The sequence below is a fragment of the Streptomyces sp. NPDC001903 genome (assembly GCF_042891345.1).
Taxonomy (GTDB): domain Bacteria; phylum Actinomycetota; class Actinomycetes; order Streptomycetales; family Streptomycetaceae; genus Streptomyces.
The window spans coordinates 273,142-289,369 of sequence record NZ_JBIASZ010000007.1 but is presented as its reverse complement, the minus strand read 5'-3'; the positions used below and the strand labels follow the sequence as shown (position 1 = coordinate 289,369).

Genomic DNA, 16,228 nt, shown 5'->3' with positions numbered 1-16,228 from the left:
ACAGCCCAGACAAGGCGACAGATGGCCCCCTCCGTACCGCCCGCCCGCAGGACCGAGTTGCCGCCCGTGCACGGCGCCGTCATCTGCGTCGCCGCGCCCTGCCTGGTCATCTCGCCGGAGCACGGCCAATTGACCGGGCGGGGGATCGACGGGATCTACCGCTCCGGGCGCAGGCTGCTCTCCCGCTGCGTGCTCCGGGTCGGCGGCCGGGACCCGGTCGCCGTCCAGGGGCGCAGCCTCTCTTCCGACCGGGCCTCCTTCACCGCGACCGTCCGTACCGGGGCCGAAGCGGGCCCCGATCCCGACATCGGGGTGGAGCGGGTCCGGCACGCGGACGGCACCGAGCGGATCACCGTGCGGAGTTTCACGGCCCGGCCGCTGCGGCTGCCCGTGGAGCTGCTGCTCGGTACCGACCTGGCCGAGCTGGCCGCGGTGGCCGCCGGCCGGGCCGGGCCCGAACTGCCGGCCGGGGTGCACGCCGCCGGGCTGCGCTGGAGCAGCGGGGACGCCCAGGCCGTCACCGCGGCCGAGCCGGCCCCGGACGACGCGCTGGCCTCGGCGGGACTGCTGCGCTGGCAGCTCGAGCTGGGACCCGGCGAGTCCCGCACCATCGAGCTGCGGACCACGCAGGACCGCGTTTCCCGGGCCCCGGCCGGGCAGGTGGCCAATCCGCTGGCCGACGCCCGGGCCGAGGGGGACGACCCGCGGGTCGAGCCCTGGTTCCGCCGCAGCGTCGAGGATCTCGGCGCGCTGCTGATGCGGGACCGCGAGGAGCCGGCCGACGCCTTCGTCGCCGCCGGGGTGCCGTGGCGGCTCGGGCTGGCTCCGGCGGAGTCCCTCTGGGCCGCCAGGATGGCCCTGCCGCTCGGCACCGGGCTCGCCGCGGCCACCCTGCGCACCCTGGCCAGGACCCAGACCGGCGGCCGGGGCCCCGGCGCCGGGAAGATCCCGGGGCCGCTGCGCGGGGCGGGACCGCAGCTGCCGCCCGGGTGCACCGGCACGGAGGCGACCCTCGCCTTCCCGGCGGTGCTCGCCGAGGCCCGGCGCTGGGGGATGCCCGAGGAGGAGGTGGCCCGGCTCCTCCCGGCGGCCGAGCGGTGCCTGGACTGGCTGCGCGCAGCCCTGGGGCCGGACGGCTTCCTGGCCGATCCCGATCCCGGGCCGCGGCGCTGCGAGACCCAGGCCCACGCCCACCGGGCCGCGCTGCTCGGGGCCGACCTGCTCGCCGGCTGCGGGCGGCCCGGCGCCGAGGAGTGGCAGGAGTGGGCGGCCGCACTGCGCAAGCGCTTCCTGGACGGGTTCTGGATCGACGGCCCGGACGGCGGGCGGCCCGCGGCGGCCCTGCACCCCGACGGGAGGCCGCTGCCCCGGTTGACGGGAAGCGCGGCCCACCTGCTCGACACCGGCCTGCTGGGCGGCGGCCGGCTCGCCCCCGGGCTGCTGGACCGCGTCCGCACCGAACAGCTCGCCCGCCTGCTGGGCGCCCCCGCCATGGACTGCGGCTGGGGCCTGCGGAGCATGGCGACCCGGGAGCCGGGCCACAACCCCTTCGGCCACCGCTCCGGAGCGGTGCGGGCGTACGAGAGCGCCGTGGCGGTCGCCGGGCTGGCGCAGGCCGGCTTCGAGAAGGAGGCCGCCGGCCTGCTGCGGGGTCTGCTGGACGCCGCGGAGAGCTTCGGATACCGGCTGCCGGAGATGTTCGCCGCCGAGCAGCGCACCGCGGGCAGCGCACCGCTCCCGCATCCGGCGGCCTGCCGCCCCGCCGCGGTGGCCGCGGCAGCCGGGGTGCACGCGCTGACCGCCCTGGCCGGGATCCGCCCCGACGCCCCGGCGGGCAGTGTCGCCCTGGTCCCCTTGCCCGGCGCTCCCCTCGGTGCCCTGCGCTTCTGCGACCTGCGGGTCTCGGGGCAACCGTTCGCCGTCCGGATCAGCCGGCTGGGCCTCGGCATGGTGGAGGAGGCGGCCGATGCGCTCCAACTGGGCGGGTAGCCTCGGGACCGCTGCCCCCGGGATCACCAAAGCTCTGTTTATCGTCAGGCAGACGACTATGATCGCGGCATGTCGCCCTACGACCCGTCGGCCTATCCGCCCTTCGCTGTCACCGTCGACCTGGTCGTGCTCACCGTGCGGCGTCACGCGCTCTGCGCGCTCGTCGTCCGGCGGGGGGAGCAGCCGTTCCAGGGACGCTGGGCCCTGCCCGGCGGCTTTGTCCGCGGGGACGAGGACCTGGCCGCGGCCGCGGCCCGCGAGCTCTCCGAGGAAACCGGCCTGTGCGCGCACGACCCGGCCGAGCCGGGCGCGGGCAACGGGGCGCACCTCGAACAGCTGGCCACGTACGGGGATCCGAAGCGCGATCCGCGCATGCGCGTCGTCAGCGTCGCGCATCTGGTCCTGGCTCCGGACCTGCCCGCACCCCGGGCCGGCGGAGACGCCAACAGCGCGCGCTGGGCCCCCGTCGACGAGCTCCTGGCGGCCCCGGACCAGGCGGCCGCGGGGCTCGCCTTCGATCACGCCCGGATCCTCGCCGACGGCGTGGAGCGGGCCCGGTCCAAGATCGAATACTCCTCGCTGGCCACGGCGTTCTGCCCGCCCGCGTTCACCGTCGGCGAGCTGCGCCGGGTCTACGAGGCCGTGTGGGGCGTGGCCCTCGACCCGCGCAACTTCCACCGCAAGGTCACCGGGACCCCCGGGTTCCTGGTACCGGCCGGGGGGACGACGACCCGTCAGGGCGGCCGTCCGGCCCAGCTGTTCCGGGCCGGCGGGGCGACCTTGCTCAACCCGCCGATGCTGCGGCCGGAAGTCTGACGCGTCGACACGGACGCGAACGCGCCCCGGCTACCCTGAAAATCGGACATATCGCGTTATCTTGTTTGCGGTACTCACATTGCCGCAGAGCGGTCTCACCCCCCGCGAGAGAAGCGATGCTCCAGGCCATCGGACTCACCAGCACACCCCGTCGAGACCTCCCGCCCCTGGTGGACGACCTCACCCTCGAGGCCCGCCCGGGAACCGTGACCGCCCTCCTCGGCGAACCGGGATCGGGCAAGACCACCGCGCTGCGGCTCATGCTCGAACTCGAACCGGGCCGCGGCGTCACCTACTTCCGCGGCCGCCCGCTGCACCGGATCCCGTATCCGGGCCGTGAGGTCGGGGTGCTGCTCGGAGACGTGCCCGGCAACCCGTCGCGGACCGTCCTGAACCAGTTGCGGATGCTCTGCGCCGCCGCCGGGGTGCCGGCCTCCCGGGCCGACACCATGCTGGAGGTCGTCGGCATCGCCGGCCTGCGCGACCAGCGCCTCGGGTCGCTCTCGCTCGGCATGGAGCGCCGGGTGGCGCTGGCCGCGGCCCTGCTCGCCGACCCGTGCACGCTGGTCCTCGACGAGCCCGCCGCCGGCCTCCCGCCGCGCGAACGCGGCTGGCTCCACGGGCTGCTGCGCGAACACGCCTCCCTCGGCGGCGCGGTGCTCTTCACCACCGCCGACGCCAAGGAGGCCGCCCGCAGCGCGGACCGGGTCGTCAGCATCGCGGCGGGCCGGCTCGTCGCCGACCAGGACGCGGCCGAGTTCGCCCGGACCCGGTTGCGGCCCCGCGTGGCCGTGCGCAGCCCGTACGCCGCCCGGCTGGCCGACGTGCTCGGCCGGGAGGCCCGGGCCGCCCAGCGCGCGGTGGAGATCGTCGAGGAGAGCGGCAGCCGCCTGTCGGTGTACGGCAGCAGCTGCGCGGAGGTGGGCGAGGCGGCGTTCCGGCACGGCGTGCTGGTCCACCAGCTCGCCGACGAGACCGGGGACGCCGGTGCGCCGTGCCCGCCCGTACCGCCGGTGCCGCAGGCCCGCACCGAGGCGGGCGGCGCGGACCCGGCACCCGCGAGCCCCGCCGCCACCGCCTCCGGCGGTACGCGGCCGGCCTCCGCGGTGCGCCGGGTGGGCGGCCCGCTGCGGCCGCTGCGCTACGAGCTGTGCCGGGTCTTCGGCACCGCCACGCCGCTGCTGACCGCGGCCGTGGTCGTCGCCGTCTCGGCCGTCACCGCCCTCGCGCTGGCCCGGGCCGGCGGCACCCCGCAGAACCGGCTGCTCGCCGCCTGGCCCGAGCTGCTGCCCCTGCCCCCCGCCGCCCTCGGCGCCGGACTGCTCGGCGCCTTGGCCTTCGGCGAGGAGTACCGCTACCCCGCGCTCGCCGCCGACCGCGGCACCGTGCCCCGCCGCATGGGCCTGCTCGCCGCCAAGCTCACCGTCTGCGCCGCCCTCGCCCTGGCCTTCGGCGCCCTCGCGGTCACCGCCGACGCCGCCGCCCTGAAGCTCGTCTTCGACCGCGGCCCGCTGCACGCCCCCGGGGAATGGCTCTCCCCGGCCGTGAGTTGGGCCGGGCTGCTCGTCGGCTGCGCCTGGGCCGGGGTCCTGGCCTCCGGTGTCTTCCGGTCTGCCGTCGCGGGCCTGGCCGCCGTGCTCGCCGTACCGGTCATGGTCGTCCCCCTCGTACGCAAGGCACTGGACGGGCCGTCGGCGTACGCGGCGAGCGGGGTGGCGGCCCGGCTGCGCGGGCTGGCCTGGGCGCAGTGGCCCCCGGAGGCGGACCGCCTGGTCCTGGGCGCCCTGCGGGTGATGGCCCAACCCGTCGGCACGGCGCTGCTGTTGTCGCTGATGGTCCTGTTGTGCGCCTATGGGTTCACAGGACTGCGCAGCCGCGTCCGTTGGTAAAGGACCGTTGGTGATCGATGTGGTGCCGGACGGGGACGGAAGGGGACCGATCCCGTCCACATCACGTGAACCGGACCACAACTCCCCGCAAAGAGCCCGGTTCTTTACGATAAGTCGTCAATTGCGCAGGTGGCACCGATCACCCTTTCGTGTGCTTTTCACCAAAGACCTCAAGGGTCATCCGGGCACGACCGACAAAGGATTCGTGAGTACCCTTGCGCACACCATGATGACCGCCGCCCGCCATGCCGACTCCGGCCTCGCCGGCCCGGGCGAACTCGACCGCTACCCCTACGCGGAGGCCTCCGGGACCGACCGCGTCGCAGCGCCCCACTGGGACGGCGCCGACGTCGAGTTGAGCCGGGTCGGCCGCCGCGCGGCCGGCAGCCGCGGCCGCGGACTGCACGGCCAACTCGTCCAGCAGCTCGGCCAGATGATCGTCTCCGGCGACCTCGGCGCAGACCGCCCCCTGGTCCCCGAGGAGATCGGCCAGCGCTTCGAGGTCTCCCGCACGGTGGTCCGCGAATCGCTGCGCGTGCTGGAGGCCAAGGGCCTCGTCAGCGCCCGCCCCAACGTCGGCACCCGCGTCCGGCCGGTCGCCGACTGGAACCTGCTCGACCCCGACATCATCGAGTGGCGCGCCTTCGGCCCGCAGCGCGACGACCAGCGCCGCGAGCTGGGCGAGCTCCGCTGGACCATCGAGCCGCTCGCCGCCCGCCTCGCCGCCGGCCACGGGCGCCCGGACATCCAGCAGCGCCTCGCCGACATGGTCGAGATCATGGGCCACGCCCTCGGGCAGGGTGACGCGATCACCTTCACGCGCGCCGACAACGAGTTCCACGCGCTCCTCATCCAGGTCGCGGGCAACCGCATGCTGGAGCACCTCTCCGGCATCGTCTCCGCCGCCCTCCAGGTCTCCGGCAGCCCCATCACCGCCTGCGACCGCCCGAGCGAGACCTGCGTCGCGCACCACGCGCGCATCGTCGAGGCCCTCGCGGCCGGCGACGCCGTGGGTGCCGAGAACGCGATGCGCCAGCTCCTGACGGTGCACCCGGAGGTCGAGCGCGTGGTCCCCGCCCCGCGCGAGCACTGACGTACGGACGGGCGGCAGCGCGGGCGGCGGGGCGGTCGGGCGGTCGGGGTGTGACTCGGGCCACGAAGATTGGGCGTAACACTCCGCGAGGTCGAGCGATGACCTAGAGAGGTGATGGCCGACGGAGGGAAGACAGCAGCCCTTGCGGGTGCTGTGCAGCTCCCCGGCCCCTGCCCGCGCCCCCGGCCCATCCCCAGTCGGTGGTCGTCGGCTCCGGTCCAGCACCATCCGGCCGGGGTCGGAAGCCGTTTCCATCGTTCCGAGAGGTTGTTCGTGTCGGCCAGCACATCCCGTACGCTCCCGCCGGAGATCGCCGATTCCGAGTCTGTGATGGCGCTCATCGAGCGGGGCAAGGCCGAGGGGCAGATCGCCGGCGATGACGTGCGTCGGGCCTTCGAGGCTGACCAGATTCCTGCGACCCAGTGGAAGAATGTTCTGCGCAGCCTCAACCAGATCCTCGAGGAAGAGGGTGTGACGCTGATGGTCAGTGCCGCGGAGTCGCCCAAGCGCACCACCCGCAAGAGCGTCGCAGCGAAGACCCCGGCCAAGCGCACGGCCACGAAGACCGTCGCGGCGAAGACGACGGCTGCGCGGACCGTCGCCGCCGCGGCACCCGCGGCCGAGGCGGCCGACCCGGAGCCCGTGGACGCTCCCGCGGAGGAGTCCGGAACCGAGCCCGCCGCGAAGAAGACCGCGGCGAAGAAGACGGCGGCCAAGAAGGCGGCTCCCGCCAAGAAGACCGCCGCGAAGAAGACGGCGGCGAAGAAGACCGCGGCCAAGAAGGACGCCGACGAGGCCGGCGACGAGGAGTCCCCCGAGGAGGGCCCCGGCGCGGTCAAGGCGGAGGCCGAGGAGGAAGAGGACGGCGGCGAGAGCAAGGGCTTCGTCATCTCGGACGACGAGGACGACGCCCCGGCCCAGCAGGTCGCCGTGGCCGGCGCCACCGCCGACCCCGTCAAGGACTACCTCAAGCAGATCGGCAAGGTCCCCCTCCTCAACGCCGAGCAGGAGGTCGAGCTCGCCAAGCGCATCGAGGCGGGCCTGTTCGCCGAGGACAAGCTGGCCAACTCCGACAAGCTTGCCCCCAAGCTCAAGCGCGAGCTGGAGATCATCGCCGAGGACGGCCGCCGCGCCAAGAACCACCTGCTGGAGGCCAACCTCCGCCTCGTGGTCTCCCTGGCCAAGCGCTACACCGGCCGCGGCATGCTCTTCCTGGACCTGATCCAGGAGGGCAACCTGGGCCTCATCCGCGCGGTCGAGAAGTTCGACTACACCAAGGGCTACAAGTTCTCCACGTACGCGACCTGGTGGATCCGCCAGGCGATCACGCGAGCCATGGCCGACCAGGCCCGCACCATCCGCATCCCGGTGCACATGGTCGAGGTCATCAACAAGCTCGCCCGCGTACAGCGCCAGATGCTCCAGGACCTGGGCCGCGAGCCCACCCCGGAGGAGCTGGCCAAGGAACTCGACATGACCCCCGAGAAGGTCATCGAGGTCCAGAAGTACGGCCGCGAGCCGATCTCCCTGCACACGCCGCTCGGCGAGGACGGCGACAGCGAGTTCGGCGACCTCATCGAGGACTCCGAGGCGGTCGTCCCGGCCGACGCCGTCAGCTTCACGCTCCTGCAGGAGCAGCTGCACTCGGTGCTCGACACGCTCAGCGAGCGCGAGGCCGGCGTGGTCTCGATGCGCTTCGGCCTCACCGACGGCCAGCCGAAGACCCTCGACGAGATCGGCAAGGTCTACGGCGTCACGCGCGAGCGGATCCGTCAGATCGAGTCCAAGACGATGTCGAAGCTGCGCCACCCGTCGCGCTCCCAGGTCCTGCGCGACTACCTGGACTGATACCCGGACCGGCCGGGCCCCGGGCGATCGGGCGCGGGCCGTACGGAGGTGGCCGTGCGCGGGTGCGCACGGCCACTTGGCGTCCCACTCTGGGTGGAGTCATGCACACTCAGAGTCAGGAGGCCTCATGCGTCGTCCCTTTTCCCGTGCTCTGGCGGGCGCGCTGACCCTGGTGGCGGGAGCGGCAGCGGCGCCGCTGGCCCAGGCGCCGCAGGCAGCCGCGGACAGTGTGGTGATCGGCGGGAAGCCGGTGAAGGCGGCCGACAGCCCGTGGGTGGTGGCCCTCGCCAGCCGTGACCGGTTCGGGGGTACGCGGGGCGGCCAGTTCTGCGGTGGCGTCATCGTGGGCCCGACCAAGGTGCTGACAGCGGCGCACTGCCTCGGCCGCCAGGTGCTGGGCGGCCCGATCGAGTCCGTCCCCGATTTCCGGGTGATCACCGGGCGTACGGAGCTGCGGGCCGCCGAGGGCCGCGAGATCCCGATCCGCTCGGCCCGGGTGAACCCGGCGTACGACGCCCGCAGCAATGCCGGGGACCTGGCCGTGCTGGAGCTCGCCGAGGCGGTGCCCGCCCACTACGTGCTCCCCATGGCGGGGGCGGGGCATCCCGGCTACGCGGCGGGCGGCGAGGCGGCCGTGTACGGCTGGGGCGACACGAGCGGGTTCGGCGACTACGCGTACGGGCTGCGTGCGGCGCGCGTGACCGTGCTGGCGGACGAGGTCTGCCGGCGCGCCTACCCGGGAGACGCCGACGGGCAGTACCGGCCCGACTCCATGGTGTGCGCGGGCCACCGCGACGGCGGCCGGGACGCCTGCCAGGGGGACAGCGGCGGACCGCTCGTCGCCCAGGGCAGGCTCATCGGCCTGGTGTCCTGGGGACGCGGCTGCGGGCGCCCCGACAGTCCGGGGGTCTACACGAAGATCGCGCCGCTCACCGGCTTCGTGACGGCCCCGGAGGCGGCCCCGCGGCGAAGCGACGGCCACGACATCGCGTGGGGTGCCGAACGGGGCTCCGGACCGGCCGCACGGCCCGTACGGGGGCATGTGCCGGCAGAGCCGCAGGGCTCCGCGGGAGCGCCCGGGGGCGGACACCGGCCCGGAGCCGGCTAGCCGCACCGCTCCGGACGTGAGGACGGGCGGCACCCCTGGGTCTCAGGGGTGCCGCCCGTCGACCGGCCTGGCCGGTCCTGGCTCGTCGGATGCGAGGTATAGGCCTGTGTCAGCGGTCCTCGGTGTCGGCATTGGCCGTCGGAGCGGACGTGAGCCGCTCGGTCTCATCCTGTATATCCGCGGCGATCTTCTTGAGTTCCGGCTCGAACTTACGCCCGTGGTGGGCGCAGAACAGCAGTTCACCGCCGCTCAGCAGGACGACGCGCAGATATGCCTGGGCGCCGCAACGGTCGCATCGGTCAGCGGCCGTCAGCGGGGTCGCGGGTGTCAGAACAGTAGTCACGTCGCCTCTTCTCTAGCTCGACGAGCTGTCGTACCAGGGTCAACATCCAACCAGGCCGAAAACGTTCCCGCTCGCGGCTTTTCCTCGAAACTTCCTTCCGAAGCTGGCCGGCTGCTGCCGGTTGGCGGCGAAGGAGCCGTATTGCGTTGCTTTACGGTTTCGCGTTGTCAGTCGTTCGCTTGTTGCAGTTCCGTCCTCCCCGGCTGAGTGCCGGTTGTTCATGAGGACGTGCCCGAACCCTAAATGGTTCATGCCTGGAAGGGAACGTGATGTTTGCTTCACTCGACCGGGGGATCGAACACCCGTGCGGTCCTGCACTAGGCTGATGAAGGCACGAGGGTGGCGTTGCATCGGCTCTACCAGGCCTCGGTACCCTTCGACGGGCAACCGAGCCACCCTGCGCCCGACGGGCCAGAAAAAGAAATTCAGCGAGGAGCGAACTGCGTGACCGCCGACACGTCCGTGCCTTCCAGCGCACTGCTGTCCGGAGCAGACCGGGACGGCTCCAACTACACCGCGCGGCACCTGCTCGTCCTCGAAGGCCTCGAGGCCGTCCGCAAGCGCCCCGGCATGTATATCGGGTCCACCGACTCCCGAGGCCTCATGCACTGCCTCTGGGAGATCATCGACAACGCCGTGGACGAGGCCCTGGGGGGCTACTGCGACCACATCGAGGTGATCCTCCACGAGGACGCCTCGGTCGAGGTCCGGGACAACGGCCGCGGCATCCCCGTCGACGTCGAGCCCAAGACCGGGCTCTCCGGCGTCGAGGTCGTCATGACCAAGCTGCACGCCGGCGGCAAGTTCGGCGGCGGGTCCTACGCGGCCTCCGGCGGCCTGCACGGCGTCGGCGCCTCCGTGGTCAACGCCCTCTCCGCCCGGCTGGACGTCGAGGTGGACCGGGGCAGCTCCACCCACGGGATCAGCTTCCGGCGCGGCGTCCCGGGCATGTTCACCGAGCAGGGCCCCGACAGCCCGTTCGACCCCGCCAACGGCCTGCGCAAGATCAAGCGGATCACCAAGGGCAAGACCGGCACCCGGATCCGCTACTGGGCCGACCGGCAGATCTTCCTCAAGGACGCCCGGCTCACCCTGGACACGCTCTACCAGCGCGCCCGCCAGACCGCCTTCCTCGTCCCGGGCCTGACCATCGTCGTCCGCGACGAGCGCGCCATCGACGGGGCCGGCAAGACGGAGGAGACCTTCCGCTTCGACGGGGGCATCAGCGAGTTCTGCGAGTACCTCGCGCAGGACAAGGCCGTCTGCGACGTGCTGCGCCTGACCGGCCAGGGCACCTTCAAGGAGACCGTCCCCGTCCTCGACGAGCGCGGCCACATGACCCCCACCGAGGTCACCCGCGAGCTCGGCGTCGACATCGCCCTGCGCTGGGGCACCGGGTACGAGACCCAGGTCAAGTCCTTCGTCAACATCATCGCCACGCCCAAGGGCGGCACCCACATCACCGGCTTCGAGCGCTCGGTCGCCAAGACCGTGAACGAGGTGCTCCGCTCGGCCAAGCTGCTGCGGGTCGCCGAGGACGACGTGGTCAAGGACGACGCGATGGAGGGCCTGACGGCGGTCGTCACCGTCCGGCTGGCCGAGCCGCAGTTCGAGGGCCAGACCAAGGAGGTGCTCGGCACCTCGGCGGCCGCCCGGATCGTCGCGGCCGTGGTCGCCAAGGAGCTCAAGGCCTTCCTGACCAGCACCAAGCGCGATGACAAGCAGCAGGCCCGCGCCGTGATGGAGAAGATCGTCGCGGCGGCCCGGACCCGGATCGCCGCCCGTCAGCACAAGGAGGCGCAGCGCCGCAAGACCGCGCTGGAGACCTCCTCGCTGCCCGCGAAGCTGGCCGACTGCCGCAGTGACGACGTGGAGCGCAGCGAGCTCTTCATCGTCGAGGGCGACTCCGCGCTCGGCACCGCCAAGCTCGCGCGGAACTCGGAATTCCAGGCACTCCTGCCCATCCGCGGCAAGATCCTGAACGTCCAGAAGTCCTCGGTCTCGGACATGCTCAAGAACGCCGAGTGCGGGGCGATCATCCAGGTCATAGGGGCCGGCTCGGGCCGGACCTTCGACATCGACGCGGCGCGGTACGGCAAGATCGTCCTGCTCGTCGACGCCGATGTCGACGGCGCGCACATCCGCTGCCTGCTGCTCACGCTCTTCCAGCGGTACATGCGTCCGATGGTCGAGGCGGGCCGGGTGTTCGCCGCGGTGCCGCCGCTGCACCGGATCGAGCTCGTCCAGCCCAAGAAGGGCCAGGACAAGTACGTCTACACGTATTCGGACAACGAGCTGCGCCAGACCCTGCTGGAATTCCAGCGCAAGAACGTCCGGTACAAGGATTCGATCCAGCGCTACAAGGGCCTCGGCGAGATGGACGCGGACCAGCTGGCGGAGACCACCATGGACCCGCGCTTCCGCACGCTGCGCCGGATCAACATCGGCGACCTGGACTCCGCCGAGCAGGTCTTCGACCTGCTGATGGGCAACGAGGTGGCGCCGCGCAAGGAGTTCATCACGAGCTCCGCGGCGACCCTGGACCGCTCGCGCATCGACGCCTGACCGAGGCACACACCGGCATCACGGCACACCGGTGCTCTTCGCTCCATCACCTGTTGGAGTGAAGAGCACCGGGACACCAGTCCGGAAAACGTTCATACCGCACATCCTTGTGGGCACGCGGCCAATGCGGCAGCGGACAAGGAGAGTTCGGTGGACAAGCACGAAGGTCCCGATGCCGGAACGATCCGGCTCGACGACCCCTGGTACGACGCGCTCGCCGTCGGCTGGGGGGAGGGCGAGGGCGGGGATCCGCCGCCCCCGCGCCCTGCGACCGGAGGCCGGGCCGCGCCCGGGGCGTCCGACATCTACCTGGAAGTGCAGCGCAGCGCCGCCTTCCAGGAGGTCCGCAGCCGCTACCGCGGGTTCGTCGTCCCCGCGACCGCCGGATTCCTGCTCTGGTACGTCGCCTACGTGGTCGCGGCGACCATGGCACCCGGCGTCATGGCCCGGCCCGTGGTCGGAGCCGTCAACGTGGCCCTGCTGGCGGGCCTCGGCCAGTTCCTCAGCACCTTCCTGCTGACCTGGGCGTACGCCCGGCACGCGCGGCTGCGCCGGGACCGGGCCGCGCTCGACCTGCGCTGGACGGTCTTCGAGCAGGAGCGCGGCCAGGAGCGGAACCGGAAGCAGAGCCGGGGGTCCGGCCTGTGACCACCGAACACCAGACGCTCGCCCTGATCCTGTTCAGCCTCTTCATCGCGGTCACCCTGGGCATCACCACCTGGGTCAGCCGCAACCGGCACGGTTCCGCCGAGGAGTTCTACGTCGGCGGGCGGCTGTTCTCCCCGATGGAGAACGGTTTCGCCATCGCCGGCGACTACATGTCCGCCGCCTCCTTCCTCGGCATCTCCGGCCTCATCGCCCTCTTCGGCTACGACGGCCTGCTGTACTCGGTGGGCTTCCTCGTCGCCTGGCTCGTCGTGCTCTTCCTCGTCGCCGAACTGGTCCGCAACTGCGGGCGCTTCACCCTCGCGGACGTGGTCGCGGCCCGGATGAGCGAGCGGCCCGTACGGATCGCGGCCGGGGCCTCCTCCGTCACCGTCTCGGTGCTCTACCTCGTCGCCCAGATGGTCGGCGCGGGCAGCCTGGTGGGTCTGCTGCTCGGCGATTCGGGCACCGCCGCCCGGACGCTGACCGTGATCGGGGTCGGCGCGCTGATGGTGGTCTACGTGTCCTTCGGCGGCATGCGGGCCACCACCTGGATCCAGATCGTGAAGGCCGTCCTGCTCATGGGCGGGGCCGTCACCCTCACCGTGCTCGTACTCCTGCGCTTCCACGGGGACTTCGGCCAGCTGCTCATGAGCGCCGCCGAGCGCAGCGGGCACGGGCGGCGGTTCCTGAGCCCGGGGCTCAAGTACGGCGCCGACTGGACCTCCCGCTTCGACTTCATGAGCCTCGGCCTCGCGCTGGTGCTCGGGACCGCCGGGCTGCCGCACATCCTGTCGCGCTTCTACACGGTCCCCACGGCGCGGGCGGCCCGCCGCTCGGTGGTGTGGGCGATCGCGCTCATCGGCGGCTTCTACCTGATGACGATCGTGCTCGGGTTCGGGGCCGCCGCGCTGGTGGGCCCGGACGAGGTGCGGGCCTCCAACGCCTCGGGCAACACCGCGGTCCCGCTGCTCGCGGCCTTCCTGGGCGGCGGGGCGGAGTCGACCGGGGGAGCGGTGCTGTTCGCCATCGTGGCGGCGATCGCCTTCGCCACGATCCTGGCCGTGGTCGCGGGGATCACGCTCGCCTCCTCGGCCTCGGTGGCGCACGACCTGTACGCCTCGCTGAGGCGCCGGCACGCGCGCCAGCGCAGCGAGGTCGCGGTGGCCCGGGTCGCGGCCGTCGGGATCGGGGCGGTGGCCATTGCCCTGGGGCTGCTCGCCCAGGACCTGAACGTGGCGTTCCTGGTGGGGCTGGCCTTCGCGGTGGCGGCCTCGGCCAATCTGCCGGTGCTGCTGTACTCGCTGTTCTGGCGGGCCTTCACCACGCGCGGCGCCGTGTGGTCGGTGTACGGGGGCCTGATCCCGGCGGTGGTGCTGGTCGTCCTGTCGCCGGTGGTCTCGGGCAGCCCGGACTCCCTCTTCCCGGGCGTGAGCTTCCAGTTCTTCCCCTTGCAGAACCCCGGCCTGGTCTCGATCCCGCTGGGCTTCCTGGCGGGCTGGATGGGAACGGTCACCTCGGCCGAGGAGCCGGACGAGGCGAAGTACGCGGAGACGGAGGTCCGTTCGCTGACCGGGGCCGGGGCCGTCTGAGCGCGGCCGGCGCCCCGGTCCGCCGGGTCACGCGCCCTCGGACGGGAGCCAGGAGTAGCGGTGTTCCGGGCGGCCTGTCTCGCCGTAGCGCAGGGCCAGGGTGACCCGGCCGGTGCGCTCCAGGAGCTTCAGGTAGCGCTGGGCGGTCTGGCGGCTGATGCCGGCGCGGTCGGCGATCAGCTGGGTGGAGAGCGGGCCTTCGGCGGAGCGCAGGACCTGGCGGACCAGTTCGGCGGTGGTGGCGGAGTGGCCCTTGGGCAGCTCGTTCGGGGAGCCGGCCGCGGCGAGGGCGCCGAAGATCCGGTCCACTTCGGCCTGTTCGGCCTCGCCGCCGGTCTCCAGGGTGCGGCGCAGGGAGCCGTACGCCTCCAGCCGGCTGCGCAGGCCGGCGAAGGTGAAGGGCTTGACCAGGTACTGGAGGGCGCCGAGGCGCATGGCGGACTGGACGGTGGCCAGGTCGCGGGCGGCCGTGACCATGATCACGTCGGTGCGGTGGCCGAGCTGGCGCAGCCGGCGGACCAGGTCCAGCCCGTTCTCGTCCGGAAGGTAGTGGTCGAGCAGGATCAGGTCCACGGGACGGGCGGCGAGGCAGGCCAGCGCCTCGGCCGCCGAGTGGGCCTGGGCGACGACGCGGAAGCCGGGAACCTTCGCCACGTAGGCCGCGTTGATCCGGGCCACCCGCATGTCGTCGTCGACGACCAGTACGTGGATGTCGTGGACCGGGGTCTCGTTCATCGCAGGGCCTCCGGGAGTACGACGGAGAATTCCGCCCCTCCGTCCGCGGCCTCGCCGGCCCGGGCCGTGCCGCCCTGCCGCTCCGCGAGGCGGCGTACGAGCGCGAGGCCCAGCCCGCGCTCGCGGTGGGCCTTGGGCTGCTTGGTCGACCAGCCCTCGGTGAAGATCTCCTCGCGGCGGGCGGCCGGGACGCCGGGGCCGCTGTCCCGTATCCGCAGGATCGCCGTACGGCCTTCGGCGCGCAGCTCGACCTCGACCAGGGGCGCGGCGGAGCCCGCCGCGGCGTCGAGGGCGTTGTCCACCAGGTTGCCCGTGATGGTGACGAGCCCGCCGGGGTCGACGAGGCCGTCGGGCAGGAAGGTGGCGTCGGCGAGCCGGAGTGGGACGCCGCGTTCGGCCGCGACGGTCGCCTTGCCGACCAGGAGGGCCGCCAGCAGCGGGTCGTGGACCTTCTCGGTGACCTGTTCGGCGGTGCTGCGGTGCACTCCGACGACCTCGGTGACGAATTCCACCGCCTCCTCGTGCAGGCCGAGCTCCAGCAGGCCGAGGAGGGTGTGGAGGCGGTTGGCGTGTTCGTGGTCCTGCGCGCGCAGGGCGTCGATCAGGCCCTTGGTGGAGTCGAGCTCGCGGCCGAGGTGCTCCAGCTCGGTGCGGTCGCGCAGGGTGGCGACGGCGCCGCCGTCCTCGGTGGGCATCCGGTTGGCGACCAGCACCCGGGGGCCCTGGACGGTGAGCAGGTCGCGGCCGGTGACGCGGCCGGTGAGGACGTCGGTGGTGCGGCCGGCGCCCAGTACCTCGTCCAGCGGGCGCCCGGCGACGGTGGCGGCCGTGTCGGGGGCGAGGCCCAGCAGCCGGGCGGCCTCGTCGTTGACCAGGCGGACCCGGCCGTCGCGGTCGAGGGCGATCACGCCCTCGCGGATGGAGTGCAGCATCGCCTCGCGTTCGGCGAGCAGTCCGGCGATATCGGAGAAGGCCAGGTCGCGGGTCTGCCGCTGGATCCGGCGGGACAGCAGGTAGGCGGCGAGCGCCCCCGCGGCGAGGGCCCCGCCCGCGTAGGCGAGCAGGCCCGGGATCGCGCCGAGGAGCCGGTCGTGGACGCTGTCGTAGGCGATGCCGACGGAGACCGCACCGACGATCTCCCCGTCGGCCGCGACGAGCGGGACCTTGCCGCGGGCGGAGCGGCCGAGCGTGCCCTCGTCGATCTCCATGACCTCGCGGCCCGCCAGGGCCTCGCTCGGGTCGGTGGAGACCGGCAGTCCGATCCGGTCGGCGCCGGGGTGTGAACGGCGGATGCCGTCCAGGTCCATGACCACCACGTACTCGGCGCCCGTGGCACGGCGGATCCGCTCGGCCGAGGCCTGTACCGGGCTGTCGGCCGTCGGCCCGGAGTCCAGGAGGTCCGCGGCCAGAGACGGGTCCGCCGCCGCGCTCTGGGCGATGGCCAGGGCTCGCCGCATCGCCTGGTCGTCGAGCTGCGCGCCGAGCGGGGCCAGGAAGAGCCCGGTGGCCAGCACGACGACCCCGGCGGCGATGGCCAGCTGGGTCAGCAGGATCTGCGAGACGGCCCGTCTGGGCAGCCCGAGGCGCCGAGCGCTCATGTGGAGG

The 16,228-nt window shown here is 73.1% G+C and carries 12 protein-coding genes; 9 read left to right on the top strand and 3 right to left on the bottom strand.

The window, feature by feature from the left end:
- Nucleotides 1-21 precede the first annotated feature (21 nt).
- The 6 genes from ACFYZS_RS18635 to ACFYZS_RS18610 all read left to right on the top strand — a co-directional run bounded on the left by ACFYZS_RS18635 (nt 22) and on the right by ACFYZS_RS18610 (nt 8,743).
- Nucleotides 22-1,989: a glycogen debranching N-terminal domain-containing protein gene (locus tag ACFYZS_RS18635; protein WP_389013267.1), complete on the top strand. Its 1,968-nt coding sequence runs from the start codon at nt 22-24 to the stop codon at nt 1,987-1,989.
- Nucleotides 1,990-2,058: 69 nt separating this feature from the next.
- Complete coding sequence (locus ACFYZS_RS18630; RefSeq protein ID WP_389013264.1) at nt 2,059-2,805, top strand: NUDIX domain-containing protein; 747 nt, start codon at nt 2,059-2,061, stop codon at nt 2,803-2,805.
- Between the two features lie 116 nt (nt 2,806-2,921).
- On the top strand, nt 2,922-4,694 hold the full coding sequence (locus ACFYZS_RS18625) for an ATP-binding cassette domain-containing protein (protein WP_389013261.1): 1,773 nt from the start codon (nt 2,922-2,924) through the stop codon (nt 4,692-4,694).
- A gap of 151 nt (nt 4,695-4,845) precedes the next feature.
- A complete protein-coding gene (locus ACFYZS_RS18620; RefSeq protein ID WP_389013258.1) occupies nt 4,846-5,787 on the top strand; it encodes a FadR/GntR family transcriptional regulator in 942 nt (313 codons plus the stop codon).
- A gap of 267 nt (nt 5,788-6,054) precedes the next feature.
- A complete protein-coding gene (locus tag ACFYZS_RS18615; protein WP_389013255.1) occupies nt 6,055-7,635 on the top strand; it encodes an RNA polymerase sigma factor in 1,581 nt (526 codons plus the stop codon).
- 127 nt (nt 7,636-7,762) lie between these two features.
- On the top strand, nt 7,763-8,743 hold the full coding sequence (locus tag ACFYZS_RS18610) for a serine protease (protein WP_389013252.1): 981 nt from the start codon (nt 7,763-7,765) through the stop codon (nt 8,741-8,743).
- 109 nt (nt 8,744-8,852) lie between these two features.
- Here the strand turns inward: ACFYZS_RS18610 and ACFYZS_RS18605 are convergent, their stop codons facing one another.
- Nucleotides 8,853-9,086 carry a hypothetical protein gene (locus ACFYZS_RS18605; RefSeq protein ID WP_030154305.1) on the bottom strand — a complete coding sequence of 78 codons (234 nt, stop codon included), beginning with the start codon at nt 9,084-9,086 and terminating at the stop codon, nt 8,853-8,855.
- 444 nt (nt 9,087-9,530) lie between these two features.
- Between ACFYZS_RS18605 and ACFYZS_RS18600 the strand changes: the two genes are divergently transcribed.
- The 3 genes from ACFYZS_RS18600 to ACFYZS_RS18590 all read left to right on the top strand — a co-directional run bounded on the left by ACFYZS_RS18600 (nt 9,531) and on the right by ACFYZS_RS18590 (nt 13,888).
- Nucleotides 9,531-11,651, top strand: coding sequence for a type IIA DNA topoisomerase subunit B (locus ACFYZS_RS18600; protein WP_389013250.1), 2,121 nt, complete (start codon nt 9,531-9,533; stop codon nt 11,649-11,651).
- Between the two features lie 150 nt (nt 11,652-11,801).
- On the top strand, nt 11,802-12,299 hold the full coding sequence (locus ACFYZS_RS18595) for a DUF485 domain-containing protein (RefSeq protein WP_389013248.1): 498 nt from the start codon (nt 11,802-11,804) through the stop codon (nt 12,297-12,299).
- Complete coding sequence (locus ACFYZS_RS18590; protein WP_389013246.1) at nt 12,296-13,888, top strand: cation acetate symporter; 1,593 nt, start codon at nt 12,296-12,298, stop codon at nt 13,886-13,888. Before ACFYZS_RS18595 ends, ACFYZS_RS18590 begins: the two co-directional genes overlap by 4 nt.
- Before the next feature lie 27 nt (nt 13,889-13,915).
- Here ACFYZS_RS18590 and ACFYZS_RS18585 read toward each other — a convergent pair whose 3' ends face one another.
- Nucleotides 13,916-14,623, bottom strand: a complete 708-nt coding sequence (locus tag ACFYZS_RS18585) for a response regulator (protein ID WP_389013244.1) — start codon at nt 14,621-14,623, stop codon at nt 13,916-13,918.
- On the bottom strand, nt 14,620-16,221 hold the full coding sequence (locus ACFYZS_RS18580; RefSeq protein WP_389013242.1) for an ATP-binding protein: 1,602 nt from the start codon (nt 16,219-16,221) through the stop codon (nt 14,620-14,622). The genes ACFYZS_RS18585 and ACFYZS_RS18580 overlap by 4 nt, the downstream gene beginning before the upstream one ends.
- Between the last annotated feature and the right edge of the window lie 7 nt (nt 16,222-16,228).